Raw genomic sequence first — 25,166 nt, 5'->3', positions numbered from 1 at the left:
TCAGGCCGCCACCAGCGCCCACAGCGCTTCGGCCGACTCCGTCATCTCCACCGGCTGGCGGTACAGCCGGATCTGCATCTGCAGCGCCCACTCGCTGCCACCGGCCACCACCAGCTGGCCGCCCTGCAGCTCGGCGGCGATCAGGCTTTGCGGCAGCCACGCAATGCCCCGGCCTTCCAGCGCCATGCTCTTGAGCACCACCGCGTGGTGCGCGGAAAACACGGTACGGTGCGCCACGTCACCGCCCAGCAGCGGGCGCAGGCAGGCCTGCAGCATGCGCCCCAGCCCGGACGACGCGTGGTACGCAAGGATGGGCAGCTCGTCCACCGCCGCGGCACCCAGCTGGAAAGCCGGTGTGCCATCGGGCGCGGCGGCGGCCACCGGCAGCAGCGTCTCGTCGCCGATCGGGTACATCGGGTGACCCGACTCTTCCAGCCGCCCCGGCACGGCGGGGTGCCCGTAGCACAGCAAAAACTGCACGCTGCGCTGCAGCATCAGGTCTTCGCAGGCCTCCAGGTTGTTCGAATACATCTGCACCGTGCGCGGCCCCAGCGTCTGCTCCACGCGGGAGAACCAGGGGGGAAAGAACGCCAGCGAAAGCAGGTGCGTGGCCGCAAAGCGCAGGCCGATGGCGGCTTCGTCGTGCGCGGCGCGCGCCTTGATGCGCGCCGCTTCAAGCCGGGCCAGCAGGTCTTCGAGCAGTGGCTTGAAGCGCTGGCCGGCCGGGGTGAGCACCGTGGGGTGCGCGCTGCGGTCAAACAGTGCCACGCCCACCCATTCCTCCAGCGAGCGAATGTGGCGGCTGAGCGCGGGCTGGGCAATGAAGCGCGCCTGCGCCGCGCGCGAAAAGTTGCCACTTTCTGCCAGCGCCAGGAAGTCTTCCAGCCATTCGAGGTCAAGGGGTCGGTTGCCAGGGCCCATGGGGTGTTTGCGCGCAGATAGATGTATGCGATTCGGGTATTGGACGCCCCGGCGGGGCGCCGCAATCATGCGCTCTCGCCGCATTTTCATTCCACGGAGACAACGCCCATGCCATCGATCCAGAATTATCGGGGGATCATTCCCGCGATTTCCTGCCCCTTCACCCCCGACCACCGCATCGACGAGCCCGCGCTGCGCCAGCTCGCGTCCTGGCTGGCGGGTCACGACGGCGTGGTCGCCATCATGACCAACGGGCACACCGGCGAGGTGTTCTCCCTCACGCCGTCCGAGCGCGCCGAGGTCACGCGCATCGTGGCCGACGAGCTCAAGGGCCGCATGCCGGTCATCTCGTCCATCGTCTGCGAAGGCCTGGCCGAGGCCGCCGAACATGCCCGTGCCGCGCAGGCCGCAGGCGCGGTGGCGCTTGACGTCATGCCCCCGCACCACTGGCTGCGCTTTGGCTTCACGCCGGGCCACGCGCTGCAGTACTTCGAGGCCATTCACAAGGCCGCGCCCGGGCTCGATCTGGTCTGCCACGTCTACCCCGCCTGGACGCGCGCGTCCTACTCGTCGCAACTGCTCGCCGAGCTGGCGAAGCTGCCCTACCTGCAGGCATTCAAGGTCGGCCAGCGCGACATGAACAAGTACGCCCGCGACATCCAGGCGATCCGCGAGGCCGATGCCGGCAAGGCCATCCTCACCTGCCACGACGAATACCTGCTGGCCTCGATGGTGCAGGGCGTGGACGGTGCGCTGGTCGGCTTCGCCACCTTCATTCCGCAACTCATCATCGACCTGTGGAACGCGGTGAAGGCCGGCGACCTGAAGAAGGCCATGGCCGTTCAGGCCGTCATCACACCGCTGAAGGACGCGGTGTACGGCGGCGGTGAACCCACGGGCGAAGCCCACGCCCGCATGAAGGGCGGCATGTACCTGGCGGGTGTGATCGACGACGCCACGGTGCGCCCGCCCACCGAGGCGCCCAACGCGCACGAGACCGCCGTGCTGCGCGCGGCCGTGCAGCAGGCCGGGCTGCTCAAGCGCTGAGGCGCACACGGCACCGCTTTCGATTGCCTTTCCATTCAACAACAGGAGACAAGACATGCAACGCCATCACTTCATCCGGGGCCTGCTGGCCGCCGCCGTGCTGGGGGCCGCCGCCACCAGCGCGCTCGCCCAGACCTATCCCAACCGCACCGTGCGCATGGTGATCCCGTTCCCGCCGGGCGGCACGCTGGACACCGTGGGCCGCATGCTCGCGCAAAAGCTGAGCGAGCAGATGGGCCAGACCTTCATCGTGGAAAACAAGGCCGGCGGCAACGGGGTGATTGGTGGCGACGCGGTGGCCAAGGCCACGCCCGATGGCTACACCCTGTTGTTCAACGCATCGACCTTCACCACGGCGCCGATGACGATGAAGTCGGTGCCCTACACGGTGACCAAGGACTTCACGCCGGTGGCGCTGGTGGCCAAGGCGCCGCTGTCGGTGGCGATCAACAAGAACCTGCCCATCACCGACATCAAGTCCCTGCTGGCCTACGCCAAGGCGCGCCCTGGCGACATGAAGTTCGCTGTCGGCTCCATCGGCTCGGCCGGTCACCTCTCCACCGAGCTGCTCAAGCGCGCGGGCAACCTGGACTACCTCATCGTGCCGTACAAGGGCACGGCGCCGGCCTTCCAGGACCTGATCGGCGGACAGATCGACGGCTTCGTCGACCCCATCCTGGGCTCGCTGCAATACCACCGCAACGGCATGCTGCGCGTGGTGGCCGTCACCTCGGCCCAGCGCGCGGCCAGCCTGCCCGACGTGCCCACCGTGGCCGAAACGATTCCGGGCTACGAGTTCTACAGCTGGTACGGCCTGTGGGGCCCGGCCGGCCTGCCGGCCGACATTGCCCACCGTCTCAATGCCGAGGTGAACAAGGCCCTGGCCAGCGACATGCGCGAGAAGCTCACGCCCCAAGGTCTGCTGCTCACGCCCGGCAGCGTCGAGGACTTCGTGAAGTTCCAGACGGAAGACATGGCGCGCTCGCAGAAGATCGTCACCGAGGGCAAGATCCGTGTCGAATAAACATCGCCCCCGTTGCTTGCTCACTGCGTGTAGCCGCATACCCCCTTCCGGGGGCAACACCTGCGGCCCGGCGGAGCCGGTTCCGCGGTGTTTCTGGACGGGCTGCCCTTCACTCGGCGGGGGGGTGTGATGAGCAGAGCCTCCTTGGGTCATGCGGTGGTCACCGGGTCCAGTGCGGGCATTGGTGGTGCGATGGCTTCTGCGTTGCTGGCGCAGGGCTGGCGGGTGAGCGGGCTGGACGTCGCTCCCGCCTCGCTGTCGCATGCGGCGTTCACACCGCTCACCGTCAACCTGGCCGACGGCGCCGACATCGCGCCTGTGGCCGCCACGCTGGGGCCGGTGGACGCCCTGGTGCACGCAGCGGGTGTGATGCGCGTGGGCCCGCTGGGCCAGCTCGATCACGCCGGTGGTGAGCTCATGTGGCGCCTGCACGTGGACGCCGCCACGCGGCTGGCCGATGCCCTCGTGCCCGGCATGGCCGCACGCGGCTCGGGCCGTGTGGTGTTCATTGGCAGCCGCGTCGCGCAGGGCATGCCCGGGCGCGGCCAGTACGCTGCGACCAAGGCCGCCTTGCTGGCCATGGCGCGCAGCTGGGCGGCTGAAGTGGCCGCGCAGGGCGTGACGGTGAACGTGATCTCGCCGGCCGCCACCGCCACGGGCATGTTGCAAGACCCCGCACGCGCCGCCAGCGCGCCGCGCGTGCCCCCCATCGGCCGGCTCATCGAGCCGGCCGAAATCGCCGCGCTCGCGGCTTACCTGCTATCGCCTGCGGCAGCGGCCATCACCGGGCAGGACATCGCCATCTGCGGTGGCGCGTCGTTGCCCCGCTGATGCCTTTTCTGTTGTTCCTTCACTTCCCATCCTCATGAAAATCGTCGACATCGCCGAATCCACCCGTCCGATCAAGTCGGACATCCGCAACGCCTACATCGACTTCTCGAAGATGACCCTGAGCCTGGTGGCCGTGGTCACCGACGTCATCCGCGATGGCCAGCCGGTGATCGGCTACGGCTTCAACTCCAATGGCCGCTACGGCCAGGGCGGCCTCATCCGCGACCGCTTCCGCCCGCGCGTGCTCGAGGCCGACCCGGCCACCCTGCTCGACGAGACCGGCGACAACCTCGACCCGCACAAGGTCTGGGCGCAGATGATGATCAACGAGAAGCCCGGCGGCCACGGTGAGCGCTCGGTGGCCGTGGGCACGATCGACATGGCCGTGTGGGACGCGGTGGCCAAGATCGCCAACAAGCCGCTGTACCAGCTGCTGGCCGAGCGCTATGGCAGCGGCACGCCCAACCCGCGCGTGTTCGTGTACGCCGCCGGTGGCTACTACTACCCGGGCAAGGGCCTGGACGGCTTGCGCAAGGAAATGGAAAGCTACCTGGCGCGTGGCTATACGGTGGTGAAGATGAAGATCGGCGGCGCTTCGCTGGCCGACGACTGCGAGCGCATCGAGTCCGTGCTGAAGATCCTCGGCCCGGGCCAGCAGCTCGCGGTGGACGCCAACGGCCGCTTCGACCTCAAGACCGCCGTGGCGTATGGCAAGGCCCTCTCGCAGTACCCGCTGTTCTGGTACGAGGAAGCCGGTGACCCGCTGGACTACGAGCTGCAGGCCGAGCTCGGCAAGGTCTACGCCGGCCCCATGGCCACGGGCGAGAACCTGTTTTCCATGCAGGACGCGCGCAACCTCATCCGCCATGGCGGCATGCGCCCGGACCGCGACTGGCTGCAGTTCGACTGCGCACTCAGCTACGGCCTGGTGGAGTACCTGCGCACGCTGGACATGCTCAAGGACAACGGCTGGTCGCCCAGCCGCTGCATTCCGCACGGCGGGCACCAGATGTCGCTGGCCATTGCGGCCGGCCTGGGCCTGGGCGGCAACGAAAGCTACCCCGACCTGTTCCAGCCCTACGGCGGCTTCCCCGATGGCGTGAAGGTCGAGCAAGGCCACGTGACGCTGCCGCCCCTGCCGGGCATTGGCTTCGAAGGCAAGTCCGACCTGATCTCGGAGATGCGCGCGCTGGCCTCCTGAAGGCCGTGCCTACGGCGCGGGGCGGATGGTCTGCCCCGTGGCCCGACGGAACACTGAAGGCTCCCGATGCGATTGGAGTCCTGTCATGTTCCTTGTCCCCACGCGCCGCCTCGGCGCTTTTGCTGTCGCACTCGCTGCGGTGCTGGGCGGCGCCGATGCTGCCGAAATCGTGCGTGACAAGTACGGTGTGCCGCACATCTATGGCGACAGCGTGCCCGACGCCTTCTTCGGCTACGGCTACGCGGTGGCCGAAGACCGCCTCTTCCAGCTGGAGATGCGCCGCCGCCAGGCCACCGGGCAACTCGCGGCGGTGCTCGGTACCGCCAGGATTCCCTCGTCCACCGGCGGCGCCGCCGCGCTGGACCCGGTGGCCGAAGATCTGCGCAACCTCCGGGAGTACGACGCCCGGAGTCTGATGGCGCAGTTCATGCGACTGACCGACCCCGAGAAGGGGTTGATCCAGGGCTATCTCAATGGTGTCAACAAACGCATTGAGGAAGTCAAGAACAGCGGGGGCAAACTGCTGCCAAGGCAGTTCGTCGAGGTGTGGGGCCCCGAGCTGGCCAAAACCGAGCTGCGCGCCTGGACGCTCGACGACATGCTGGCGGCCACCACGAACGCCCTGAGCTCGTACACCTCACACACCGAGGCCGAGCGCAATGCGGCGCTGTACAGCGCCTTGAAGAAGCGGTACGACACACCGGCCAGGCCCCACCTGGGCCAGCAGATTTTCGACACGTTGCTGTGGGTCAACGACCCCTATGCCCCCACCACGATGGAGAACCACGCGACCCTTCCGCTGGCGCAGGCCCCCGTCTCGCTGGAGGCCACGCGGGTCGCGGCGAACACGCCATTGACCGTGGTGCCTCCCGGCCCGATGGAGGTGTCGCCCGAGGCCAGCACGACCAGCATGGCGATCCTGGTGGGCGGCCAGAAGGCCAACGGCATGTCCATTCAGCTCAATGGACCGCAGCCCGGGTGGTTCCTGCCGAGCTACTTCTACACGGTGGGGCTGTACGCGCCCGGGTACCAGGTGGTGGGTCATGCACCGGGCGGCCTGCTGGCGATCACCACCGGCGACAACGGTCATGTGGCCTGGGGCAGCACGGCGGCTGGGGGTGACCACACCACCATCTTCCAGGAGTCGCTGAGCAAGGACAAAAGCCGGTATGAAACCCAAGGCGGGTCCGAGGCGGTGATCGCGCGCGACATCGTCATTCGCGTCAAGGGCGAGAAGACCCCCAGAAAACTCACGGTCTACCGCACGCACCGGGGGCCTTTCATCACGCCGCTGGATGCGCCTGTGGTGTACAGCAAGCAGAACCTGTGGAAGGGCCACGAACTCACGTCCGTGATGGCCTGGCAGCGCGCCACGCAGGCCAGGGACTGGGCCACCTTCCACGCCGAGGGACAGCGCATGGCCATGGGCTACAACTGGTACTACTCGGACAAGGACGGCAACATCGGCTGGCTGTTTGGCGGCTGGTTCCCCAAAGACCGCACGCGCCAGGGCGGCACCGATCCGCGCTTGCCGGCGGTGGGCAAGCACGGCGAGATCGAAGGTCGCAGTTACGCCGACACGCTCTTTCTGTACAACCCGCCGTCGGGCTACCTGGTGAACTGGAACAACAAGCCGGCGGTGGACTACGCCAACATGGACCTGCACATCCCGCGCTGGGCACAAGGCGACCGGGCCAACATCCTGGTCGACCTCATGCGCGAGCGCGCCAAGTCTTCCCAGCCCATCACGCCAGAGGACGTGCGAAAGATCTACCAGCAGGCCACCACGACGGACGTCAACTTCTACCACTTCGGGCCATTGCTCAAGCGCATCGACGCCGGTCGTGCTGCCAAGGAAGACAAGGACGTGCAGCAGGCCCTGTCGCTGCTGTTGGCCTGGAAAGGCGAACGTTTGCCCGATGCGAACAACCCGGCGCTCTACGCCGACGCGGCCCTCCCGATCTTCCAGGCGTGGCTGGACCAGCTCGTCCAGATGACGGTGGGAGGCTTGCTCACGAAGGAGGCGTTTGCGGCCTGGGGCATGTACACCGGCACGCTGCAGCTGCCCTACATCAAGAACAGCGTGAACCTGTCGATGGGCACCAAGATCGCGTTGCGTGGCCTGCAGGCGCGCATGAACCTGCGGCCGCTGGATGTGCCCCCCTTCGATGTGCTGCAGGGCAAGAACCCCGACGACGTCATGCTCGCCGCCCTGAAGGGGGCCGTGAAGAAACTCAAGGACGACGCCAGGAATCCGGCGCTGAATCTGGCGGGGGTGAGGCAGCCGATGGTGCCCCAGGCCTTCTTTCCGGAGAACTACGAAGGCGTGCCGACCGCGTCGCGCACGGAGCGGCCCGCGCTCACCGCGTCGGCCAACCGGGGCGCCATGCAGCGCCTGGCCATCGGCAAGGCGGGGCAGCTCCAGAGCGTGGACGCGAACCCGCCCGGCACCTCATCCGACCCGACGAGCCCGCACTACAAGGACCAGCTCCAGATCTATGGCGAGTGGGGCTTCAAGCCCCTGCCCCTGACCGTTCAGAAATCGGGCACGGGCAAGGTGGTGAGGCCCGACGCGTCGAAGCTGTGACACCGCTGCGCACACGGCTAGCTGGCGCGGCGCAGCGCGCGGATCAGGCTGGCCAGCTGCGCGTCACGGTCAGGCTCGCGCGCGCTGGCGTGCTGCGGCTCGGGGTACACCGCGAGCTGCACCACCGCCAGGCGCTCGCGGCGATGGATGTAGATGCGCTGGCCGCAGTGGCCCAGCGCCCACATGCCACCGTCGTTGTCCAGCCACCAGCTGTAGCCGTACGCCACCAGTCCGAGCGTGCGCCGGTGCGGGCTGCGTTGCGACTCGTCGGGCAGCGCGAATGCCGGTGTGGCTGCCGCATCCACCCAGCCCTGCGGCAGCACCCGCTCGCCCTGGCTGGTCACGCCATCGTTGAGCACCAGCTGCGCGAAGCGGCCGATGTCGCGCAGCGCCATGCCTGCGCGGCTGCCACCGATCTCGGTGCCGTCGTCGCTCTCCAGCGTGTAGTAGGCGTCGAACTCCATGCCGCAGGGCTGCCAGATGCGCTGCGACATGTAGGTCGCCAGCGGCATGGCGGTGGCGGCGCACACCAGCGCGCCCAGCAGGTAGGTGTCGCCCGTGTTGTAGCGCCAGGTGGTGCCCGCCGGCTCCGCGCGCTGCAGACCTCGCATGAGCTGCAGCACGCCGCCAGGGACCTTGCCCGCGAGCGAGCGGCTGTAGCGGTTCACGTCGGAATCGCGGTCGGCGTATTCCTCCGACCAGCGCACGCCCGACGACATGGTCATGAGCTGTTGCACGGTCACGCCGTCGTAGACCGAGCCGGTCAGCTGCGGCAGGTAGTGCGTGACCGGGTCGGCGATGTCGGCAATCGCGCCATCGCCCACCGCAGCGCCCACCAGCATGGCCGTCATGGACTTGACGGTGGACATCGTGCTCCAGCGCTCGTCGGCGCGCAGCCCCAGGCCATACCGTTCCAGCACCACCGCAGCGTCGCGCATCACCAGCAGGCCGGCGACGTTGTTGCGGTCCATGAACTGGCCGAGCGACAGCGCATGGCCGCCGACGGGCACCTGCACCTGAACCTCCTGGCCACGGGCCAGCTCGCGCGGCGTGCCACGCGCAATGACACGGGTGGCAAAGAGGCGGTCCACATTGCGGTAGCCGTGCGACTGCAGGCAAGGCGGCCACATCAGGAAATCGTCGCCGTCAGGCAGGTGCTCGGTGGGCAGGGCGATGGCCTGGGCAGCGGTTGGCGGTGTGGTGTCGGGCATGGTGTGCGGGCTCATTCGTTCTGGATGTCCAGCCGCTTGATGATCGGGCCCCACACGGCGGCTTCGCGCTGCATCATGCGCGACACCGCGTCCGGTCCCGATGTTTCCATCGGCTCGATGTACATCTTGGCCATGTGGGCCTGCACCCCGGGGTCCGCCCAGAACTTCCGGGTTTCGGCGTTGAGGCGATCGATCACCGCCTTCGGGGTGCCCTTGGGTGCCATCACGCCATACCAACCGCCGATGGGAAAGTCCTTGACGCCCAGCTCCAGGATGGTGGGCACCTCGGGCAGCGCGGGTGAGCGTTTGGCGCCGATGATGGCCAGCGGGATCACCTTGCCCTGTTTGGCCTGCGTGGAGGCCGTGACGATGGCGTCCGACATGAACTGCGTCTCGCCCGCCATCACACCCATGAGTGCGGGCGCGGCGCCACGGTAGGGCACGTGCACCAGATCCAGGCCAAAGTGTTGCGCCACGAATTCGACGTAGAGGTGCGTGGAGTTCCCCTTGCCGGCGGAACCGAAGTTGATGGTCCCCGGTTTGGCCTTGGCCAGGCGCACGAGATCGTCCAGCGACTTGATGCCTGAGCCCGGGTGGGCCACCAGCACCTGGCTGGAGCTGCCGAGCATGAGCACCGGGTCAAAGTCGCGCGTCGGGTTGTAGGTCAGCGACTTGTAGGAAAACGGGTTGAGCGACATGTTCGAGGTGCTGCCGAACAACAGCGTGTAGCCGTCGGCGGGTTGCTTGGCCACATAGGTGGCCGCCACGCTGCCGTTGGCACCGGTCTTGTTGTCGACCACCACCGCCGTGCCCATGGACTTGCTCAGGTAGTCGGCCCAGGCACGGGCCAGGGCATCGAAGGCACCGCCTGCGGCCACGGGCACCACCGCGGTGATGGGTCGTTTGGGATAGTCCTGTGCAGACGACAGCGAGGGCATCAACAGACCGGCGCCAGCGCAAGCCAGCAAGAGCAGGCGCGACAGCGCGCCTTGGCGATTCGGGGTCATGACAGTTCTCCGTGGAGGTGGTGGTGAAGTTTCAGCTCGCGCGCCTGGGCGACTTCGAGTTGAACGGGAAGGGTCAGCATCAGCGACGAGAGGGTCTTGCCGTGTGCATCGAGATTGAGCGAACCGTTGACGCCGCCGTCCAGCACGTCGTCCAGCACGAAGTTCATGGCGTGCAGGCGAGGCAGCAGGTAGCGCGTCACCAGCGAGGGCCGGCGCGCCTCGAACAGCGCGCGCACCCGCTGTTCGGTGACCTGCTCGAGCAACAGGTCCCAGCAGTCGGGGTGGTAGGGGATCACGCTGATGTTGGAGCGGTTGCCCTTGTCACCGCTTCGGCTGTGGGCCAGGGCGCGCAAGGGAACGATGAGTTGGGAGGGTGTATTCATGGCACAAAACTCCAGGTCGGTTGAACCCAGTCACGCGGCACCAGGCAGGAGTCGCTCGCCAGGCGGTTGCTGATCAGTGTGCGCACGCCGCCGCCGCCAGCCGGGCCGCAGGTGTACAGGGACATCACTTCGCGTGTGACGGCTTCTGCATCGGTGCGGTTTCTGGTGTTGGCGGCCACACGCAGGCGGATGTCGTGGATGGCAAGGCTGTCGTCCATCGGCGGTCCATTCCAGTCGCCCGCGTCGTCGGCAAACACGCTGGATTGCCCGATCAGATCGATGCGCAAGGGCAGGTACATCAGGCCCACCTGGTTCAGCCGGTCGCGCACGATCCGGCCCGCAAGCCGCCCGCGTCCCACGGCGTTGGCGCCGGCGTATGAGATTTCACCCTCGGCCAGCCATCCTGCTTCAAAGCACAGCGTGGCCTTGAGCGTGGGCGGCAGCGGGTGGCCGCGCACGCCTGTGACCTCAACGCGGTCGGCACCCACCGGCCGCATGTCGGCTTCGCTCACATCCGCGATGACGTCGGGCGTGACGTAGCAGGCGGGATCGTGGATCTCGTAGAGCAGTTGTTCTTTCACGGTGCGCAGGTCCACGCAGCCGCCGGTGCCCCAGGCCTTGGTGACCACGAAGCGGCCATCGGCGCGCATCTCCACGATGGGGAATCCCACGCGTTCGAGTTCGGGCACGTCCTTGACGCCTGGATCAGCGAAGTAGCCGCCGCACACCTGCGCGCCGCACTCCAGAAGATGACCCGCCATCGTGCCGCTGGCCAGACGGTCCCAGTCGTCTTCGGCCCAGCCGAAGTGCGCGAGCATCGGGCCCAGCGCCAGCGATGGATCGGCCACCCGGCCGGTGACCACGACCTGTGCGCCGGCCTTGAGGGCCTGTGCGATTTCCACGGCACCCAGGTAGGCGTTGGCGCTCACCAGTTGCTTGCTGGTCAGGTGCTCGGGCAGCAGGCCGCGCAGGCGGTCCTTGTCGAGCGATTGCAGCAGGTCATCGCCCTCCACCACGGCAATGCGCAGCGGGGGCAGGCGCAGGCTCTTGGCCAGCTTCTGCAGGCGATCGGCAGCGGCCCGCGGGTTGGCCGCGCCGAAGTTGCCAATGATCGGGATGCCATGCAGGGTGCATTCGCGCAGGATCGGCGTGACGAAGCGCTCCAGCATGGGCTCGCATCCAGCCGTGGGGTCGGCGCGGCGCTGTTGCTGCGCCAGGGCCAGCGTGCGCTCGGCCAGCGTCTCGAAAATCAGCGCAGAGGGGCCGCCCTTGGCCACCAGTGTGCTGACCACTGCCACGGCAGCGTCCCAGCGATCGCCAGAAAAACCTGCACCGCAGCCGATGCGAAGGAGGTCGGTAGAGGGGGTGTTGGTGTGGTCCATGGATCGAATGATCGTGACCCGGGACTGACAAGTAAAATGGAAAATAACGCTAAATTCATCGAAATCATCAATGAATATTTCAACGCGCGATCTCGAGGCTTTCCTGGCGCTGGCGCAGACCCAGCACTTCACCCGTGCGGCGGAGCGATGCCACCTGTCCCAGAGCGCGTTCAGCCAGAAGATCAGCCGGATCGAGGCCGCAGCCGGGGTTCGGCTCTTCGAACGCTCAACCCGGCTGGTCACGCTCACGCCCGAAGGGGAAGTGTTCGTCGAGGAGGCGCGCCGCATTCGCAACGACATGCGGCAGGCGCTCACCGGCTTGCAGGACCTGGCCCAGCGCCGCGTCGGCCGGGTGGCCGTGGCCGCGTTGCCTTCGGTGGCCGCCGAGTGGATGCCGTCCGTCATTGCGCGTTACCGCGCGGCCAACCCGCGCATCAAGGTGGAGCTGTTCGACACACTGGCCGCCAACGGGCTGTCCATGCTGCGCGACGGCCGGGTCGACATCGCGATCACGGCGGGCGAAGAGTTGCAGGAGTTCGACTGCCAGGTGCTGCGCCAGGAGAAGTATTTCCTCGTGTGCCGCGACGACCACCCGCTGGCCAGCCGGCGCTCGGTCACGCTGGCACAGGCCATGGGGCCGGACATGATGCATCTGGCGCGCACCAGCAGCGTGCGCCAGAACCTTCAGGTGCAGCTGGGGGTGTCAGAAGGGCCGCTCGACGGGCTCGAAGTCGAACACCTGGCCACGCTGTCCGCGTTGGTCGCGCAGGGCCTGGGCGTGAGCGTGGTGCCCGAGCTCACGCTGTTCCACTTCCGGCGAGACCGCTTGCGCGCTGTCCCGGTTCGTGACCCGCAACTGCGCCGGCCGATCGTGCTGGCCCGCCTCAAAGGCAAGGCGCTGTCCATCGCCGCCCAGGCGATGGTCCTGGAAGTGGTGGCGCAGGCGAGGGGCTGAGCGCCAGCCCTCAGCTGCGCGCCGATGTCGACGAGGTTTGAAGCCGCGCTGCCGGCAGGCTCACTTTCGTGCGAGCGGCGCCGCCTTGAAAGCCGAAAGTCATCGCCGGTTGCTCGCCGTGGATGAGCTCGGCCAGCGCCTTCCCCGAGCCCGCGCCGTGTGTCCAGCCCAGCGTGCCGTGGCCCGCGTTGATCCACAGCCGGCGCAGTCGGGTGCGGCCGATCAGCGGGATGTTGGTGGGCGTGGCCGGGCGCAGGCCGCACCAGAACTGCGGGTTGCCGCCTTGTGCAGGCGTGCGCGTGTCGGCCACGCCCGGGAACACCTGCTCGATGCGGCGCACCAGCATCTCGCAGCGCTTGCGCGCCAGGGGTGTGTCCAGCGAGAGATCGAAGCCGCCCAGCTCGATGGTGCCGGCCACGCGCAGCTGGTTGCCCAGTCGCGAGATCGCGCATTTCATCTGATCGTCGATCATGCTCACCGAGGGCGCGCGCTCGGGCTGCAGCAGCGGCAGCGTAGCGCTGTAGCCCTTGCCGGGGTAGATCGGCACGTGCAGTCCGACCGACTTGAGCAGCGGCGTGGTGTAGGAACCGCAGGCCACGACAAAGGCATCGGCCTTGAGGGCGCGCGCCACCCCGGTGGCGCGGTCGCGCACGCGCACCTGGCGCACCTCGCTGCCGTCGCTCTCCAGCTGTTCGATGTCGTGGCCCCACAGCAGTTGCGCACCGCGCTGGGCACACAGCGCGGCGAGCTTCTGGGTGAACACGCGCGCGTCGCCCGATTCGTCGCTCTTTGTGTAGGTGCCGCCCACAATGCGTTCGCCAAAGGCCTGCAGCGCGGGTTCGATGGCCAGCAACTCGGCGCGCGAGACGACGCTGCGCTGCACGCCAAAGCGCTGCATCACGGCGGCCGCTTCGGCAGCGCCATCGAACGATTTCTGGTCGGTGTAGTAGTGCGCAATGCCGCGCTCCAGCCGGTGGTATTCGATGCCGGTGTCGGCCACCACGTCCTTCAGTGCGGCGTGGCTGTACGCGCCGAGCGCGACCAGCTGCGCCACGTTGCGCACGAAAGCGGCGTCGTTGCACTGGGCCAGGAACTGCAGGCCCCAGCGCCATTGCGCCCAATCCAGCTGCGGACGAAACAGCAGCGGTGACTCGTCAGAGAACATCCACTTGAGCGTCTTGAGCGGGGCGTCCTTGTTGGCCCAGGGCTCGCAGTAGCTCACCGAGATCTGCGCCGCGTTGGCGAAGCTGGTTTCCAGCGCGGCGTCGGGCTGGCGGTCGACCAGCGTGACCTCGTGGCCCCGCTGCAGCAAATGCCAGGCGGTGCTGACTCCGATGATGCCTGCGCCCAGTACCGTGACTTGCATGATCCGCTCCGAAAAAGAGGTGGGTGAATGCGCCGCAGTATGGGAAATTCCGGAGCGTAGTTGAAGTGAAATTAAACTAAAATTTCCTTCATCAGAACCGCTTATGTGTCTGTCATGCGCCGGACACGCCGCTTTTGCCGAGGTTTTCCATGAGCACATTTGACCCGGACGCCCTTGAATGCCTGGCCGCCATCATTGAAGAAGGCGGCTTCGAGCGCGCGGCGCAGCGCCTCTCCATCACCCAGTCGGCGGTGTCGCAACGACTGCGGGCGCTCGAAGCGCAGGTCGGCACAGTGCTGATCGTGCGCAGCCGCCCGCTCAAGCCGACGGCGGCCGGCCAGCTCATGCTCAAGCACGCCAAGATGATGCGGCTGCTGCGCGCCGACCTGGAAAAAGACCTGAAGGAACTCGCGCCCAGCACGACCGGCAACGGGCGCGACGAAGAGCGCATTTCGGTCGCCATCAACGCCGACAGCATCGCCACCTGGGCACTGCCCGCGCTGGACGCGCTGGCGCGAGGCGGCCTGCCGATTGAAATCATCACCGACGACCAGGAGTTCACCCACGAATGGTTGCGCGAGGGGCAGGTGCTGGGCTGCGTGACGTCGCTCGGCCAGGCTTTGCGCGGCTGCAAGATGGAGGCGCTGGGCACCATGGACTACGTGGCAGTGGCGCAGGCCGGCTACGCCGCGCAACACCTGCCCAAAGGGCTGACCGCGCACAATTTTCACAAGGTGCCGTTCGTGGCGTTCAACCGCAAGGACAACCTGCAGCACGGGTTTGTGGCCAAGGCCTTTGGCTTGCCTCGCGTGATGCTCAAGCAGTTGTTCGTGCCCTCCAGCGAAGGCCAGGTGCGCGCCACGCTGGCCGGCTGGGGTGCCAGCGTGTTGCCCGAGTTGCGGGTGCGCGATTTGCTGGAGCGGGGCGAGCTGGTCAACCTGGCCCCGCGCCACCGGCTGGGCGTGGCGCTGCACTGGCATTGCTGGAACCTCAACTCCGATGTGCTCGATGCGCTGAGCACGGCGCTGCGCGCGGCGGCAGCGCAAAACCTGCGCCCGGTCGACAAGGCCGCCGGCTGACGAAAAAAAGCCCCGCCAGGGCGGGGCTTGTGGAGGCGTGAAGCAAGCCTTACTTGGGCATGATCACCGTGTCGATCACATGGATCACGCCGTTGTCGGCAGCGATGTCGGTTTTCACCACGTTGGCCGCGTCCACCTTCACACCACCCGTGGTGGACACCGTGACCATGCTGCCCTGAACGGTCTTGACCATGCCGGGCTTGACGTCCTTGGCCATCACCTTGCCAGGCACCACGTGGTAGGTCAGTACCTTGGTGAGGGCCGCCTTGTCTTTCAGCAGCGCATCCAGCGTGGCTTTGGGGATCTTGGCAAATGCATCGTCGGTCGGGGCAAACACGGTGAACGGGCCGGGGCCCTTGAGGGTGTCCACCAGGCCGGCAGCCTGAACGGCGGTGACCAGCGTCTTGAACGAGCCAGCGGCCACGGCGGTGTCGACGATGTCGGCGGCGTGTGCCTGGGTCAGTGCGCCCAGGGCCATCAGGGAAGCGATCAGGGTCTTTTTCATGGTGAGTCCTTCATGAAATCGTGTTGACCAACGCGGGATAGCGGAGGTTGGAGCGGAGTCTAGCCTCTCAAGTTGAAAAAGATACTGAATAGTCACAAAATCAACTAAGAAGTAAGGATATCGACGCCTTCGTCAATCTCCGGCAGAATTCAGCTCCCATCCAAAGGTTGCTCATGGTCAGCGTCGCTCTCAAAGCCCCAATCGAAACGCCACCCAAACGCAGTTTTCGCGCGCAGATGCATCTGGCACGAGAAGACGCGATCGTCTCGGCGGTCAACCGCCTGCTGGCCGAAAAAGGCTTCGACGCCATGACGGTAGACGAGGTGGCGGCCGAGGTCGGCATCGCCAAGGCCAGTCTCTACAAGCACTTCCCCAGCAAGGAAGACCTCGCGGCGGCGGCCATGGTGCGCGTGATGGACCGCGCACGCGCGTTTCTCGACAAGCTGCATGACGCGCCCGCCGGCACACGCCCGATCGACCAGCTCAAGGCCGTGGCGCGCTGGACCATGGAGGTGCAGCTCGCGGGGGAAATGCCCTCCCTGCCCAGCGAAAACTCCACCCTGCGCACCGCGTTGACCACCAACAAAGCCTATGTCGATGGCTTGATGGACGTGAGCGATCGCCTCGGTGCCTGGATCACCGCTTCACAGGCCGACGGCAGCCTCAACCCAGGCCTGCCGCCGATTGCCGTGCTGTACACACTGTTTGCGCGCGCCTGCGATCCGGTGCTGGGCTTTCTCAAGGGCAGTGGGCAGTACACCAACGAACAGATCATCGACCTCGTGCTGAGCACCTGCTTTGACGGCTTGCAGTCGCGCTGAGTCAGGGGTCGTTCAACAAAAAAAGGCCGCATGCTGCGGCCTTTTTCCATTGGCAGGGCGGTTGCCGCCTGGTCAACGCACGAGCAGCACCGGCACACCGCAATGGGCCAGCACCTGCGTGGCCACGGAACCCATCACCAGATTGCCGAGCGAACCATGGCCGTGCGAGCCCATCACGACCAGATCGAACTTGCCGCTGTCGGCCGCTTTGGAGATCTGTTCGCCGGGTGCGCCCACTTTGTGCAGCGTCTTGGCGTCCATGCCGTGGCGCTTGAGGAACTTGACCACCGGGGACGTGACCTTGGCCGACTCTTCCTCGTAGTACTCATTGACCACCGAGGTTCCCACGGCAGCGCGCGCACGCGGCGGGATCGGTGCCTGCACGGTGATGAGCGTGAAGGCGTTGCCTGCGCCGAACATCTCGTTGTGCGTGGCCAGATATGCCAGCATCTTCTTGGTGTATTTGCTGCCATCGACAGCGAGCAGGATCTTCATGAGGCATCTCCTTCGGGTTGGGGTCAGCGGCCAGTGTAGGCCTTTGACCAGCCTGCACCTTGCGCTGGCTCAAACGGAGGCGTGATCGCGAGTGGGCACGTTGATCAGTTGGTGCGGGATGAAGCCGTCTTGCTCGTTCTTGTCGGCGTAGCCAAGCGGGTTGGCCACGATGCGGCAGCGACCGACCTGCACATCGGTCGCGCAGTGCAGATGGCCGTGCAGCCAGAGGTCGGCCTGCGGCAACCAGTCGTCCAGGCCGTTGCAGAAGCCCGCCGTGCCCGGGCTGCGACCGTAGCGCGGGTCCATGCTGTGCAAGGTCGGTGCGAAGTGCGTGACCACCACGGTGGTGCCGTCGAACGGCTCGGCGAGCGCCTGGCGCAACCAGCGCTGACACTCCAGTGCGAGTTCGCGCATGGCTGCGGCGTCAAAAAGCTGCCCGTGGCGTTGGCCTGCCATCTTGGTGAGGTAGTGGTTGGCGGCACGAAAGGCCTTGCCGCGGTCGCCGAGCGCGTCGTAGTCGCTCCAGAGCGTGGTGCCCAGAAACCTGATGCCCTGCACATGGTGTTGCTGGCGCTCCAGCCAGATCAGCCCCAGCCGCTCGCAGGTGTCGCGCAGCTGCGCATGCGCGGCATCGACGTCGAGCGCGTCGTATTCGTGGTTGCCCGGCACGAACAGCACCGGCACCGGCCAATTCGCAAAGCGGCCCAGACCCCAGTCGGGCTCGGCCATGGCGCTGCCGTCGCGGCGCAGCTGGTAGGAACCCACGTCGCCTGCGAGCACCAGGAGGTCTGCACCCGGTGCGGGCTGCGGAACAAAGTCGGGGTTGGCTTCGAGGTGCAGGTCGCTGAGCAGCTGGAGTTTCATGGAGGCATTGTCGGCCAGGGCATTCAGCCCGCGCGGCGGCGGGGGCGTTTCGCCGGGGCTTCGCTGGCGGGAATGCCCGGGCGGAAGTCGAGGGCGGCCGCACGCGCGATGGCCTGGCGCAACCAGCGGTGCGCCGTGTTTTGCGTGGCTTGCCGGTGCCAGAGGGAGTCCACATGCACGGCAGGCACCTGCAGGGGCAGCTCGCACAGGGCGAGCTCGTGCTCCATCCCCGTGGCGCCCACAAAATGGCGCGGCAGCACCGTGAGCAGGTCGGTGGTGGCCACCACGCGCCCGGCGGTGAAAAACTGGTTCACCGTGAGCACCACGCGGCGCTGCCGGGAGATGGCCGCCAGAGCCTCGTCCACAAAGCCAAAGGGGCGCCCCGAAAAGCTCACCAGCAGGTGGCGCGCCTCGCAGTAGGTGTCGAGGCTGAGCGGCTGGCCTGCCAACGGATGGCCGCGGCGCATCACCACCACGTACTCGCCGTCGTACAGCCGCTGGTGGTGAAAGTGGGGGTTGTGCTCCTGCAAATGCAGCGCGCCGAGCTCGGCAAGCACGCCGGGGAAGTGGCCTATGGCCAGATCGGCGGTGCCGGACTCCAGCAAATCACGGGGATCGCGGGTCGTCAGGGGCAGTACCCGCAGGTTGGCGTTGGGCGCTTCACTTTCGAAGATGTCCATCAGGCCGGGGATGAGCTTGGCGGCGGTGGCATCTGCCATGGCCAGCACAAAGGCATTGCGCGCGCTGGAGGGGTCGAACTCGCCGGGCGAGAGCGACTCGCGCAGCATGTGCAGCGCGTCGCGCACCGTGGGCCACAGTGCCAGTGCGGCGGGCGTGGGCTCCACGCCATACCCGGAGCGGCGCACGAGCTCGTCCCCCAGCACCTCGCGCAGACGGCGCAGCGCGTTGCTGACCGCCGGTTGCGTCATGGCCAGGTTGTTGGCGGCACGGGTGAGGTTGCGCTCGGTCATTACCTCGTCGAACACGCGAAGGAGGTTCAGGTCGAGGGTGCGGAAATTGAGGTTATTCATCACCGGAGTGAATGTAAGACATCACAAAGATAAAGTGGAAAGATACAAGGGTTAACCCTAGTATTGCGGTGTCCAAAAGACATTCATCCCTTTCAGGAGTTCTTCATGAGCACGTTCACATCTGTTTCCTCTGCCCCGCTGGGCTTGCGCCCGGCTTCCATGCCCGCGCACAAGGGTGTGGATGGCATTCAACGCCGCACCGAGAGTGCGCGTGGCCTGACCGCCATGTTGCTGGCCGCCGTCGTGGCCGCCATGGTCGTGGTGGCCGACCGCCTCATCAGCACCTGGGCCGATGGCCAGCTGTTCCTGGCCTGGGTGTTCCTGTGGGTCGTGGTGTTCGCCGGCATGGCACTGTTTGCCGACACCGCCCGCTCCCTGGCCCGCCGCGCTGTGGTGTCGCTGGACGGCTGGTCGCAAGCGCTGGCCGAAGCGCGCGCCGAGACCCGCATGTGGGAAATGGCCCGCATGGACCATCGCCTCATGAACGAGCTGATGGCCGCTCGCACGCACGCCGAAGAGGCTGCAGAGGAACCCGCTCAAGCGTTTGCCGAAGCCCTCGCACCCCTGGGCTTGCCAGAGGCCACGAAGACGGCAGAGCCGGAGATGGGCTACTGGGAGCGTCTGGGCACGGCCCGCGCACGCAACCGCCTGATGTACTACATCTGACACGCGTCAAGCGCCCACAAAAAAGCCACCGGGTCCGGTGGCTTTTTTTTTCGCCCTGACGGGGATGGGTCAGGAGCGGTTCGGCGGCCAGCAGATCTTGCAGGCCGCCGGTGGTCGGGCGCGGCCAGCTTCAGGCGGCCAGGCGCTTCTCGATCTGCGCTTTTGTCTCCTCGAGCTCCCGGGGCAAATGGTGGGCCAGCTGGGTGAACAGCTCGGCATGCAGCTCGAGCTCTTTGACCCAGGCGGCGCGATCAATGTGGGTGACGGTGCGGTACTGGTCGGCCGAGAAATTCAGGCCCTCCCAGTGGATGTCATCAAAGCGCGGGCTCACGCCGAACGCATGCTCGGTGCCTGCACCTGCCTGGCCTTCGAGGCGGTCGATCATCCACTTCAGAACGCGCATGTTCTCGCCAAAACCTGGCCAGACGAACTTGCCGGCCTCGTCCTTGCGGAACCAGTTCACGCAGTAGATGGCCGGCAGCTTGGCGCCCTGGCCGGCGAGCTGGTTGCCCACGTCCAGCCAGTGCTGGAAGTAGTCGCTCATGTTGTAGCCGGTGAACGGCAGCATGGCGAAGGGATCGCGGCGCACCACGCCCTGGGCACCAAAGGCCGCGGCGGTGGTTTCCGAACCCATGGTGGCGGCCATGTAGACGCCTTCGGTCCAGTTGCGGGCTTCGGTCACCAGCGGCACGGTGGTGCTGCGGCGGCCGCCGAAGATGAACGCATCGATGGCCACACCGGCCGGGTCGTCCCAGGCCGGGTCGAGTGCGGGGTTGTTGGTGGCGGCCACGGTAAAGCGGGCATTGGGGTGGGCGGCCTTGGCGCCGGTTTCCTTGGCAATCTGTGGCGTCCAGTCCTTGCCTTGCCAGTCGATAGCGTGCGCGGGCGCATCGCTCATGCCTTCCCACCACACATCGCCATCGTCGGTCAGCGCGACGTTGGTGAAGATCACGTCCTTGTCGAGGCTGGCCATGCAGTTCGGGTTGGTCAGCGTGTTGGTGCCGGGGGCGACGCCGAAGTAACCCGCTTCGGGGTTGATGGCGTACAGGCGACCGTCCTTGCCGGGCTTGATCCAGGCGATGTCGTCACCGATGGTGGTGACCTTCCAGCCTTCGAAGCCCTTGGGCGGGATGAGCATGGCGAAGTTGGTCTTGCCACAGGCGCTGGGGAAGGCCGCTGCCACGTGGTACTTCTTGCCCTGGGGGTTGGTCACGCCCAGGATCAGCATGTGTTCGGCCAGCCAGCCCTGCTGCTTGCCCATGGTGGACGCAATGCGCAGTGCGAAGCACTTCTTGCCCAGCAGCGCGTTGCCGCCGTAGCCCGAGCCGTAGCTCCAGATTTCGCGCGTTTCGGGGTAGTGGACGATGTATTTGGTGGTCGGGTTGCAAGGCCAGGTGGTCTTGTCGGCTTCGCCTTCGGCCAGCGGTGCGCCCACGGTGTGCACGCAGGGCACGAAATCGCCGTCGCTGCCCAGCACGTCGAAGACGGCTTTGCCCATGCGGGTCATGAGCTTCATGTTGACCGCAACGTACGCGCTGTCAGACAGCTCGATGCCGATGTGGGCGATGGGGCTGCCCAGCGGTCCCATGCTGAAAGGCACCACGTACATCGTGCGTCCGCGCATGCAACCGTCAAAGAGGGGTTGCAGGGTGGCGCGCATCTCGGCGGGCGCCTTCCAGTTGTTGGTCGGGCCGGCGTCTTCCTGCTTTTGCGAGCAGATGAACGTGCGGTCCTCCACGCGGGCCACGTCCGACGGGTCGGAGCAGGCCAGGAAACTGTTGGGGCGTTTGACCGGGTCCAGCTTCTTGAGGGTGCCGGCGTCCACCAGTTGCTGGCAGAGGCGCGCGTACTCTTCCTCGCTGCCGTCGCACCAGTAGATGCTGTCGGGCTTGCACAGCGCGGCCATGTCGGCCACCCAGGCGATGAGACGGGCGTTCTTGACGTAGGAAGGGGTGTTGAGGGTCAGGCCCTGCATCACGGGTGAATTCATGGAGTCGCTCCAGAAGTTTGTAAACCGGCAGCCTCAGAGACACCGACAGCCGCTGGCGTCAGGCAACTGACGGGGCGGCTGTCAAAGGGTCCCTTCGGACAAGAAGGGCGGTCGGCGCGTGGAGGCTGCGGTGCGGATGGCGGGGCAGCAGGGGAGATGAAGCTTGGGCGGATGGACCCGGGCTTGATCAGCGTGTCGGCCTATGCCCCCGATTTTAAGAAAGCGCCCGCAAAGTTACGGTCCGGTTACATGCAAAACCCGCATAACGTGATGCATTAAACGGTTGGAGCGGCCAGCGGCCCCAAAAAGAAAGCCGAAGGCCCTGGCGGGCGTCCGGCTTGTCATGAACCTGGGCGGTTCAGGCCATGTAGATGGCGATGAAGGCCAGCAGGAACATCAGCACCGCACCGGCGATGGGGAGCACGATGGGCATCATGGGAACGATGGACTCCACGACGTCCTGGGGCTGGTCGCTGGGGGTGTGGTGATCGTGGTGAGACATGTCGCGCTCCGTCGGTGGGTTCAAAAACTCCGGTGATTTTACGGGAAGTGTTTCAGAGCAGGGCGTAGGTGGTGCTGGCGCGGCACACGCTGCGGCCGTCGTTCGCCCCGCACATGTCGATTTCTCCGAAGACGAGGCTCTTGCCGGCCCGCAGCACGCGGGCCGTGATGCGGGCGTCCTGGCCAGAGAGCGGCTTGAGAAAGCTGGTGTTGAGCTGCACGGTCGTCATGGGTCGCCGGGTGCCCAGCTGTGTGACGATGGCCAGCACCATGGCGGTGTCGGCGGCCGACATCATGGCTTGCCCGCACAGCATGCCGCCAATGCGGGAGAGCTGATCGCTTTGTGGCAACCGCAGGGTGACCTCACCAGGGGCAAACGACTCGACCTGCAGGCCCATGGCCTGAATCCAGGGCGCGAACCATTCGCGGAGCAGTCCCTGGAGCAGTTCGACGCTGAGGGTGGGTTCAGGGGATGCGGTCATTGGAGCGGTCCTCACGGCGAAACTTGGAAAGCCAATGGTCCATCAGTTTGCCTGCGGCTTCCCTGCCGCCCAGGCCGAACGACAGCGCCACCGCCACCGCCACCGCCCCCAGCGTGAGACCAAAGGCCAGGTTGACGATGTCATCGGCAATGCCCATGGCGCGCAGGCCCATGGCGATGACCAGGGCCAGGATGGCGTAGCGGCCGATGCGCGCCAGGCCTTTGGTGCCGGCGCCGCTGGCGCGGTCGATCGCGTCGTGGGCCAGGTTGGCCAGCCAGAAGCCGATCACCAGGATGGCCGAGCCCAGCAGGATGTCGCCACCAAAGCGGATGAAGTTGGCCACCATGTCGCTGAGCTGGGTGAAGCCCAGTTGCGCGGCCGCCTCGACGGTGGCGAACAGCATGGCAAAGAACAGCACCACCCGGCCAACGGCGGTGGAGGCGCGGGTTTTCTCAAAGGCATGCGCCATCTGCACGCGAGCGGGCAGCGTGTCAAAGCCGAGGCTGGCCAGCAGGCTGGCGAGCAACTGGCTCGCGAAGGACGCCACCAGCCACGTGACGACCAGGATGAGCGCGGCTGCAATCAGGTGCGGCACCGCTTGCATCAGCGTGGAGAGCATGTCGGTCGCCGGGCGCGAGATGGCTTCGATCTTGAGCGCGTCCAGCGCGGCCACCAGCGAGGGCAGAAACACGGCGATGAAGACCAGCATGCCGATCACGCGCGAGAGCTGGACCGCATCGGTCAGGCCGGCGCGGTGACCGAGCCTGTCCACCCCGGCGGTGCGGCTCAGGTGGGTGGTGAGGTTGCGCAGCACGGTGGCCACGATCCAGCCGACACCGCCGATCACGACCGCGGCCAGCGCGTTGGGCAGGATGTCCAGGGTCTTGGTCACCATCGAACGCAGCGGATCGAGCAAGCCTTCCATCTGCAGCGCACCCAGGATGCCGGGCACAAAGAGCAAGATCACCAGCCAGAACAGCGCGCCGGAGAGGCTGTCGCTGATGGGCGCCATGTCTGCGTGCTCCGACAGCTTCTCGTCGAGTGTGGTTTTGTCGAGCAGGCGCTGGGAGAGCGCGCGCACGACGCTGGCGACCAGCCACGCCAGCAATGCCAGCAACAAGCCGCCCAGGATGCGCGGCGCGTACACAAAGATCTGCGTGGTGAAGGCCGAGAACGGGCCAGAGACGATAGCCAGGTTGAGGGAGTTGAACACCGCAATGAGGGTGAGCAGGATCACCACCCAGAACAGCGCGAGCCCGACCGCGCCCTCGATGTCCACGTGCGTGCTGGTGAGCTTGCCAAAGCGGTGGTTGACGCCGACGAAGCCCAGCGTCTTGCGGGCGGCAGCGCGCACCAGCACCGCAATGAACCACCCCAGAATGAAGATGGCCAGAGCGCCCAGCAGCTGGGGGATGTGCGTGCCCAGCGTGTTCTGCAGCGAGTTCCACAAGGTGTTGGTGTCCATGCTCATCCCCCGTGCGCGTTGAAAGACCGACCGATGATGTCAGAGCGGCCGCCGCAGCGTCAACCGACGCCAGGCCTCAGAGCAGCGTGGCTTCGAACCCGGCCTCGCGCAGGCGTTCGATGACCTGCGCGATGTGTTCGCGCCCTCGAGTCTGGAGCACGAGCTCGATGGCCACGTTCTGCGCTGCCAGCAGTGTGAACGCGCGCTGGTGGTGCACCTCGTCGATGTTTGCGCCGGCTTCCGCCACGGTGGCGGTGATGCGCGCCAGGTTGCCCGGCACGTCGCGTGCGTTGACCTGAATACGCGCCAGGCGACCCGCGCGCACCATGCCGCGCTCGATGATCGAGGCCAGCAGCAGCGGGTCGATGTTGCCGCCACACAGCACCAGCCCCACCCGCTTGCCCGCGAAGCGCTGCGGATGCTTGAGCAGCGCGGCCAGGCCGGCGGCACCGGCGCCTTCGACCAGCGTTTTCTCGATCTCCAGCAGCATCACGATGGCCTGCTCGATATCGCCTTCGTCCACGAGCAGCAGATCGTCCACACGCTGGCGGATGATGGCCTCTGTGATCACACCGGGAGTGCCCACCGCGATGCCTTCGGCAATCGTGCTGGAGCCCTGGGGCAGGTGGGTGCCCTTGATGGCATTGACCATGGCCGGGAAACGCTCGGTCTGCACGCCCACGATCTCGATACCCGGCCGCAGGGCCTTGGCCGCCGTGGCCATGCCGGCGATCAAGCCGCCGCCGCCGATGGCGACCACAAGGGTGTCCAGATCGGGCTGCACGCGCAGCATCTCCAGGGCCACGGTGCCCTGTCCGGCGACGATCGCCTCGTCGTCGTACGGATGCACGAACACCAGGCCCTGCTGCTGGGCGAGCTCGCGGGCATGGGCGCGCGATGCCTCCAGCGTGTCGCCGTGCAGCACCACCTCGGCGCCGAAGCCGCGCGTGCGCTCCACCTTCACCCCGGGGGTGAAGCGCGGCATGACGATGACGGCGCGCAGCCCCAGGCGTTGCGCGTGGTAGGCCACGCCCTGGGCGTGGTTGCCGGCGCTCATCGCGATCACGCCGCGCGCCCGTTCGTCGGCGCTGAGCTGCGCGAGCTTGTTGCAGGCGCCACGCTCCTTGAAGGACGCCGTGTACTGCAGGTTCTCGAACTTGAGGAACACCTGGCAACCGGTGAGCTGGGAGATCGTGCGCGATTCGACGAAGGGGGTGTCCAGCACATGGCCCGAGAGGCGACCGGCGGCGGTTTCGATGTCATGAAGTTGCAGCATGGCGCGATTGTGAACTGGCCTGCCCGACCGCGCGCGGCGTGAAAGCCCGACAAATTGCTCAGACAGGCTGCATCAC

Annotated in this window: 24 protein-coding genes; 9 read left to right on the top strand and 15 right to left on the bottom strand. The window is 66.7% G+C overall.

The genetic code is table 11. The features are described from left to right. A complete protein-coding gene (locus KXJ60_RS12035; protein WP_291127657.1) occupies positions 1–921 on the bottom strand; it encodes a LysR family transcriptional regulator in 921 nt (306 codons plus the stop codon). A 108-nt stretch (positions 922–1,029) separates the two neighbouring features. On the opposite strand from KXJ60_RS12035, the gene KXJ60_RS12030 reads away from it, so the two are divergent. The 5 genes from KXJ60_RS12030 to KXJ60_RS12010 all read left to right on the top strand — a co-directional run bounded on the left by KXJ60_RS12030 (position 1,030) and on the right by KXJ60_RS12010 (position 7,611). Next, a complete protein-coding gene (locus tag KXJ60_RS12030) occupies positions 1,030–1,968 on the top strand; it encodes a dihydrodipicolinate synthase family protein (RefSeq protein ID WP_291127654.1) in 939 nt (312 codons plus the stop codon). Positions 1,969–2,023: 55 nt separating this feature from the next. Next, on the top strand, positions 2,024–2,992 hold the full coding sequence (locus KXJ60_RS12025; RefSeq protein ID WP_291127649.1) for a tripartite tricarboxylate transporter substrate binding protein: 969 nt from the start codon (positions 2,024–2,026) through the stop codon (positions 2,990–2,992). Between the two features lie 129 nt (positions 2,993–3,121). Then, entirely contained in the window at positions 3,122–3,823 is a 702-nt protein-coding gene (locus KXJ60_RS12020) for an SDR family oxidoreductase (RefSeq protein WP_291127647.1), read from the top strand. Between the two features lie 34 nt (positions 3,824–3,857). Then, on the top strand, positions 3,858–5,024 hold the full coding sequence (locus tag KXJ60_RS12015; protein WP_291127644.1) for a mandelate racemase/muconate lactonizing enzyme family protein: 1,167 nt from the start codon (positions 3,858–3,860) through the stop codon (positions 5,022–5,024). Between the two features lie 85 nt (positions 5,025–5,109). Further along, entirely contained in the window at positions 5,110–7,611 is a 2,502-nt protein-coding gene (locus KXJ60_RS12010) for a penicillin acylase family protein (protein WP_291127641.1), read from the top strand. A 17-nt stretch (positions 7,612–7,628) separates the two neighbouring features. On the opposite strand, the gene KXJ60_RS12005 is transcribed toward KXJ60_RS12010, so the two are convergent. Genes KXJ60_RS12005 through KXJ60_RS11990 form a run of 4 tightly spaced genes read right to left on the bottom strand, consistent with a single transcriptional unit; the run spans position 7,629 to position 11,594 of the window. After that, a complete protein-coding gene (locus KXJ60_RS12005) occupies positions 7,629–8,837 on the bottom strand; it encodes a serine hydrolase (protein WP_291127638.1) in 1,209 nt (402 codons plus the stop codon). After that, positions 8,834–9,829 (bottom strand): tripartite tricarboxylate transporter substrate binding protein, encoded by a 996-nt coding sequence (locus KXJ60_RS12000; protein WP_291127635.1) that lies wholly within the window; start codon positions 9,827–9,829, stop codon positions 8,834–8,836. Before KXJ60_RS12000 ends, KXJ60_RS12005 begins: the two co-directional genes overlap by 4 nt. Further along, positions 9,826–10,212, bottom strand: coding sequence for a hypothetical protein (locus KXJ60_RS11995; protein ID WP_291127633.1), 387 nt, complete (start codon positions 10,210–10,212; stop codon positions 9,826–9,828). The genes KXJ60_RS12000 and KXJ60_RS11995 overlap by 4 nt, the downstream gene beginning before the upstream one ends. Further along, positions 10,209–11,594, bottom strand: a complete 1,386-nt coding sequence (locus KXJ60_RS11990) for an acyclic terpene utilization AtuA family protein (protein ID WP_291127630.1) — start codon at positions 11,592–11,594, stop codon at positions 10,209–10,211. The genes KXJ60_RS11995 and KXJ60_RS11990 overlap by 4 nt, the downstream gene beginning before the upstream one ends. Positions 11,595–11,664: 70 nt before the next feature. On the opposite strand from KXJ60_RS11990, the gene KXJ60_RS11985 reads away from it, so the two are divergent. Beyond that, complete coding sequence (locus KXJ60_RS11985; RefSeq protein ID WP_291127627.1) at positions 11,665–12,549, top strand: LysR family transcriptional regulator; 885 nt, start codon at positions 11,665–11,667, stop codon at positions 12,547–12,549. Positions 12,550–12,559: 10 nt separating this feature from the next. Here the strand turns inward: KXJ60_RS11985 and KXJ60_RS11980 are convergent, their stop codons facing one another. Then, positions 12,560–13,915, bottom strand: coding sequence for a D-amino acid dehydrogenase (locus KXJ60_RS11980; RefSeq protein WP_291127625.1), 1,356 nt, complete (start codon positions 13,913–13,915; stop codon positions 12,560–12,562). 149 nt (positions 13,916–14,064) lie between these two features. Here KXJ60_RS11980 and KXJ60_RS11975 point away from each other — a divergent pair, with 149 nt between their 5' ends. Then, complete coding sequence (locus KXJ60_RS11975) at positions 14,065–14,994, top strand: LysR family transcriptional regulator ArgP (protein WP_291127624.1); 930 nt, start codon at positions 14,065–14,067, stop codon at positions 14,992–14,994. 49 nt (positions 14,995–15,043) lie between these two features. Here the strand turns inward: KXJ60_RS11975 and KXJ60_RS11970 are convergent, their stop codons facing one another. After that, positions 15,044–15,499: a fasciclin domain-containing protein gene (locus tag KXJ60_RS11970; protein ID WP_291127621.1), complete on the bottom strand. Its 456-nt coding sequence runs from the start codon at positions 15,497–15,499 to the stop codon at positions 15,044–15,046. 173 nt (positions 15,500–15,672) lie between these two features. On the opposite strand from KXJ60_RS11970, the gene KXJ60_RS11965 reads away from it, so the two are divergent. Then, the gene (locus KXJ60_RS11965) at positions 15,673–16,320 is read left to right on the top strand and encodes a TetR/AcrR family transcriptional regulator (protein ID WP_291127619.1); all 648 of its coding nucleotides are present in this window, start codon (positions 15,673–15,675) and stop codon (positions 16,318–16,320) included. A gap of 72 nt (positions 16,321–16,392) precedes the next feature. Here the strand turns inward: KXJ60_RS11965 and KXJ60_RS11960 are convergent, their stop codons facing one another. From KXJ60_RS11960 to KXJ60_RS11950, 3 genes are all read right to left on the bottom strand, one after another. Continuing rightward, entirely contained in the window at positions 16,393–16,815 is a 423-nt protein-coding gene (locus tag KXJ60_RS11960) for a universal stress protein (protein ID WP_291127617.1), read from the bottom strand. A 69-nt stretch (positions 16,816–16,884) separates the two neighbouring features. After that, entirely contained in the window at positions 16,885–17,679 is a 795-nt protein-coding gene (locus KXJ60_RS11955) for a metallophosphoesterase (protein ID WP_291127614.1), read from the bottom strand. Positions 17,680–17,702: 23 nt separating this feature from the next. Beyond that, entirely contained in the window at positions 17,703–18,710 is a 1,008-nt protein-coding gene (locus KXJ60_RS11950; protein WP_291127611.1) for a LysR family transcriptional regulator, read from the bottom strand. Positions 18,711–18,815: 105 nt separating this feature from the next. On the opposite strand from KXJ60_RS11950, the gene KXJ60_RS11945 reads away from it, so the two are divergent. After that, positions 18,816–19,376: a hypothetical protein gene (locus tag KXJ60_RS11945; protein ID WP_291127608.1), complete on the top strand. Its 561-nt coding sequence runs from the start codon at positions 18,816–18,818 to the stop codon at positions 19,374–19,376. 130 nt (positions 19,377–19,506) lie between these two features. Here KXJ60_RS11945 and KXJ60_RS11940 read toward each other — a convergent pair whose 3' ends face one another. The 5 genes from KXJ60_RS11940 to KXJ60_RS11920 all read right to left on the bottom strand — a co-directional run bounded on the left by KXJ60_RS11940 (position 19,507) and on the right by KXJ60_RS11920 (position 25,090). Further along, positions 19,507–21,366, bottom strand: a complete 1,860-nt coding sequence (locus tag KXJ60_RS11940) for a phosphoenolpyruvate carboxykinase (GTP) (RefSeq protein WP_291127606.1) — start codon at positions 21,364–21,366, stop codon at positions 19,507–19,509. 358 nt (positions 21,367–21,724) lie between these two features. Then, positions 21,725–21,868, bottom strand: a complete 144-nt coding sequence (locus tag KXJ60_RS11935) for a hypothetical protein (protein ID WP_291127603.1) — start codon at positions 21,866–21,868, stop codon at positions 21,725–21,727. Between the two features lie 52 nt (positions 21,869–21,920). Continuing rightward, the gene (locus KXJ60_RS11930) at positions 21,921–22,349 is read right to left on the bottom strand and encodes a PaaI family thioesterase (RefSeq protein ID WP_291127599.1); all 429 of its coding nucleotides are present in this window, start codon (positions 22,347–22,349) and stop codon (positions 21,921–21,923) included. Beyond that, positions 22,333–23,814 carry a mechanosensitive ion channel gene (locus KXJ60_RS11925; RefSeq protein ID WP_291127595.1) on the bottom strand — a complete coding sequence of 494 codons (1,482 nt, stop codon included), beginning with the start codon at positions 23,812–23,814 and terminating at the stop codon, positions 22,333–22,335. The genes KXJ60_RS11930 and KXJ60_RS11925 overlap by 17 nt, the downstream gene beginning before the upstream one ends. A gap of 76 nt (positions 23,815–23,890) precedes the next feature. Beyond that, positions 23,891–25,090, bottom strand: a complete 1,200-nt coding sequence (locus tag KXJ60_RS11920) for a threonine ammonia-lyase (protein WP_291127592.1) — start codon at positions 25,088–25,090, stop codon at positions 23,891–23,893. Positions 25,091–25,166 lie beyond the last annotated feature (76 nt).

This window comes from Hydrogenophaga sp. (genome assembly GCF_019264445.1).
Lineage (GTDB): Bacteria > Pseudomonadota > Gammaproteobacteria > Burkholderiales > Burkholderiaceae_C > Hydrogenophaga.
Note: the sequence above shows the minus strand (reverse complement) of the source record. Positions and strands in the feature narration are given on the sequence as shown.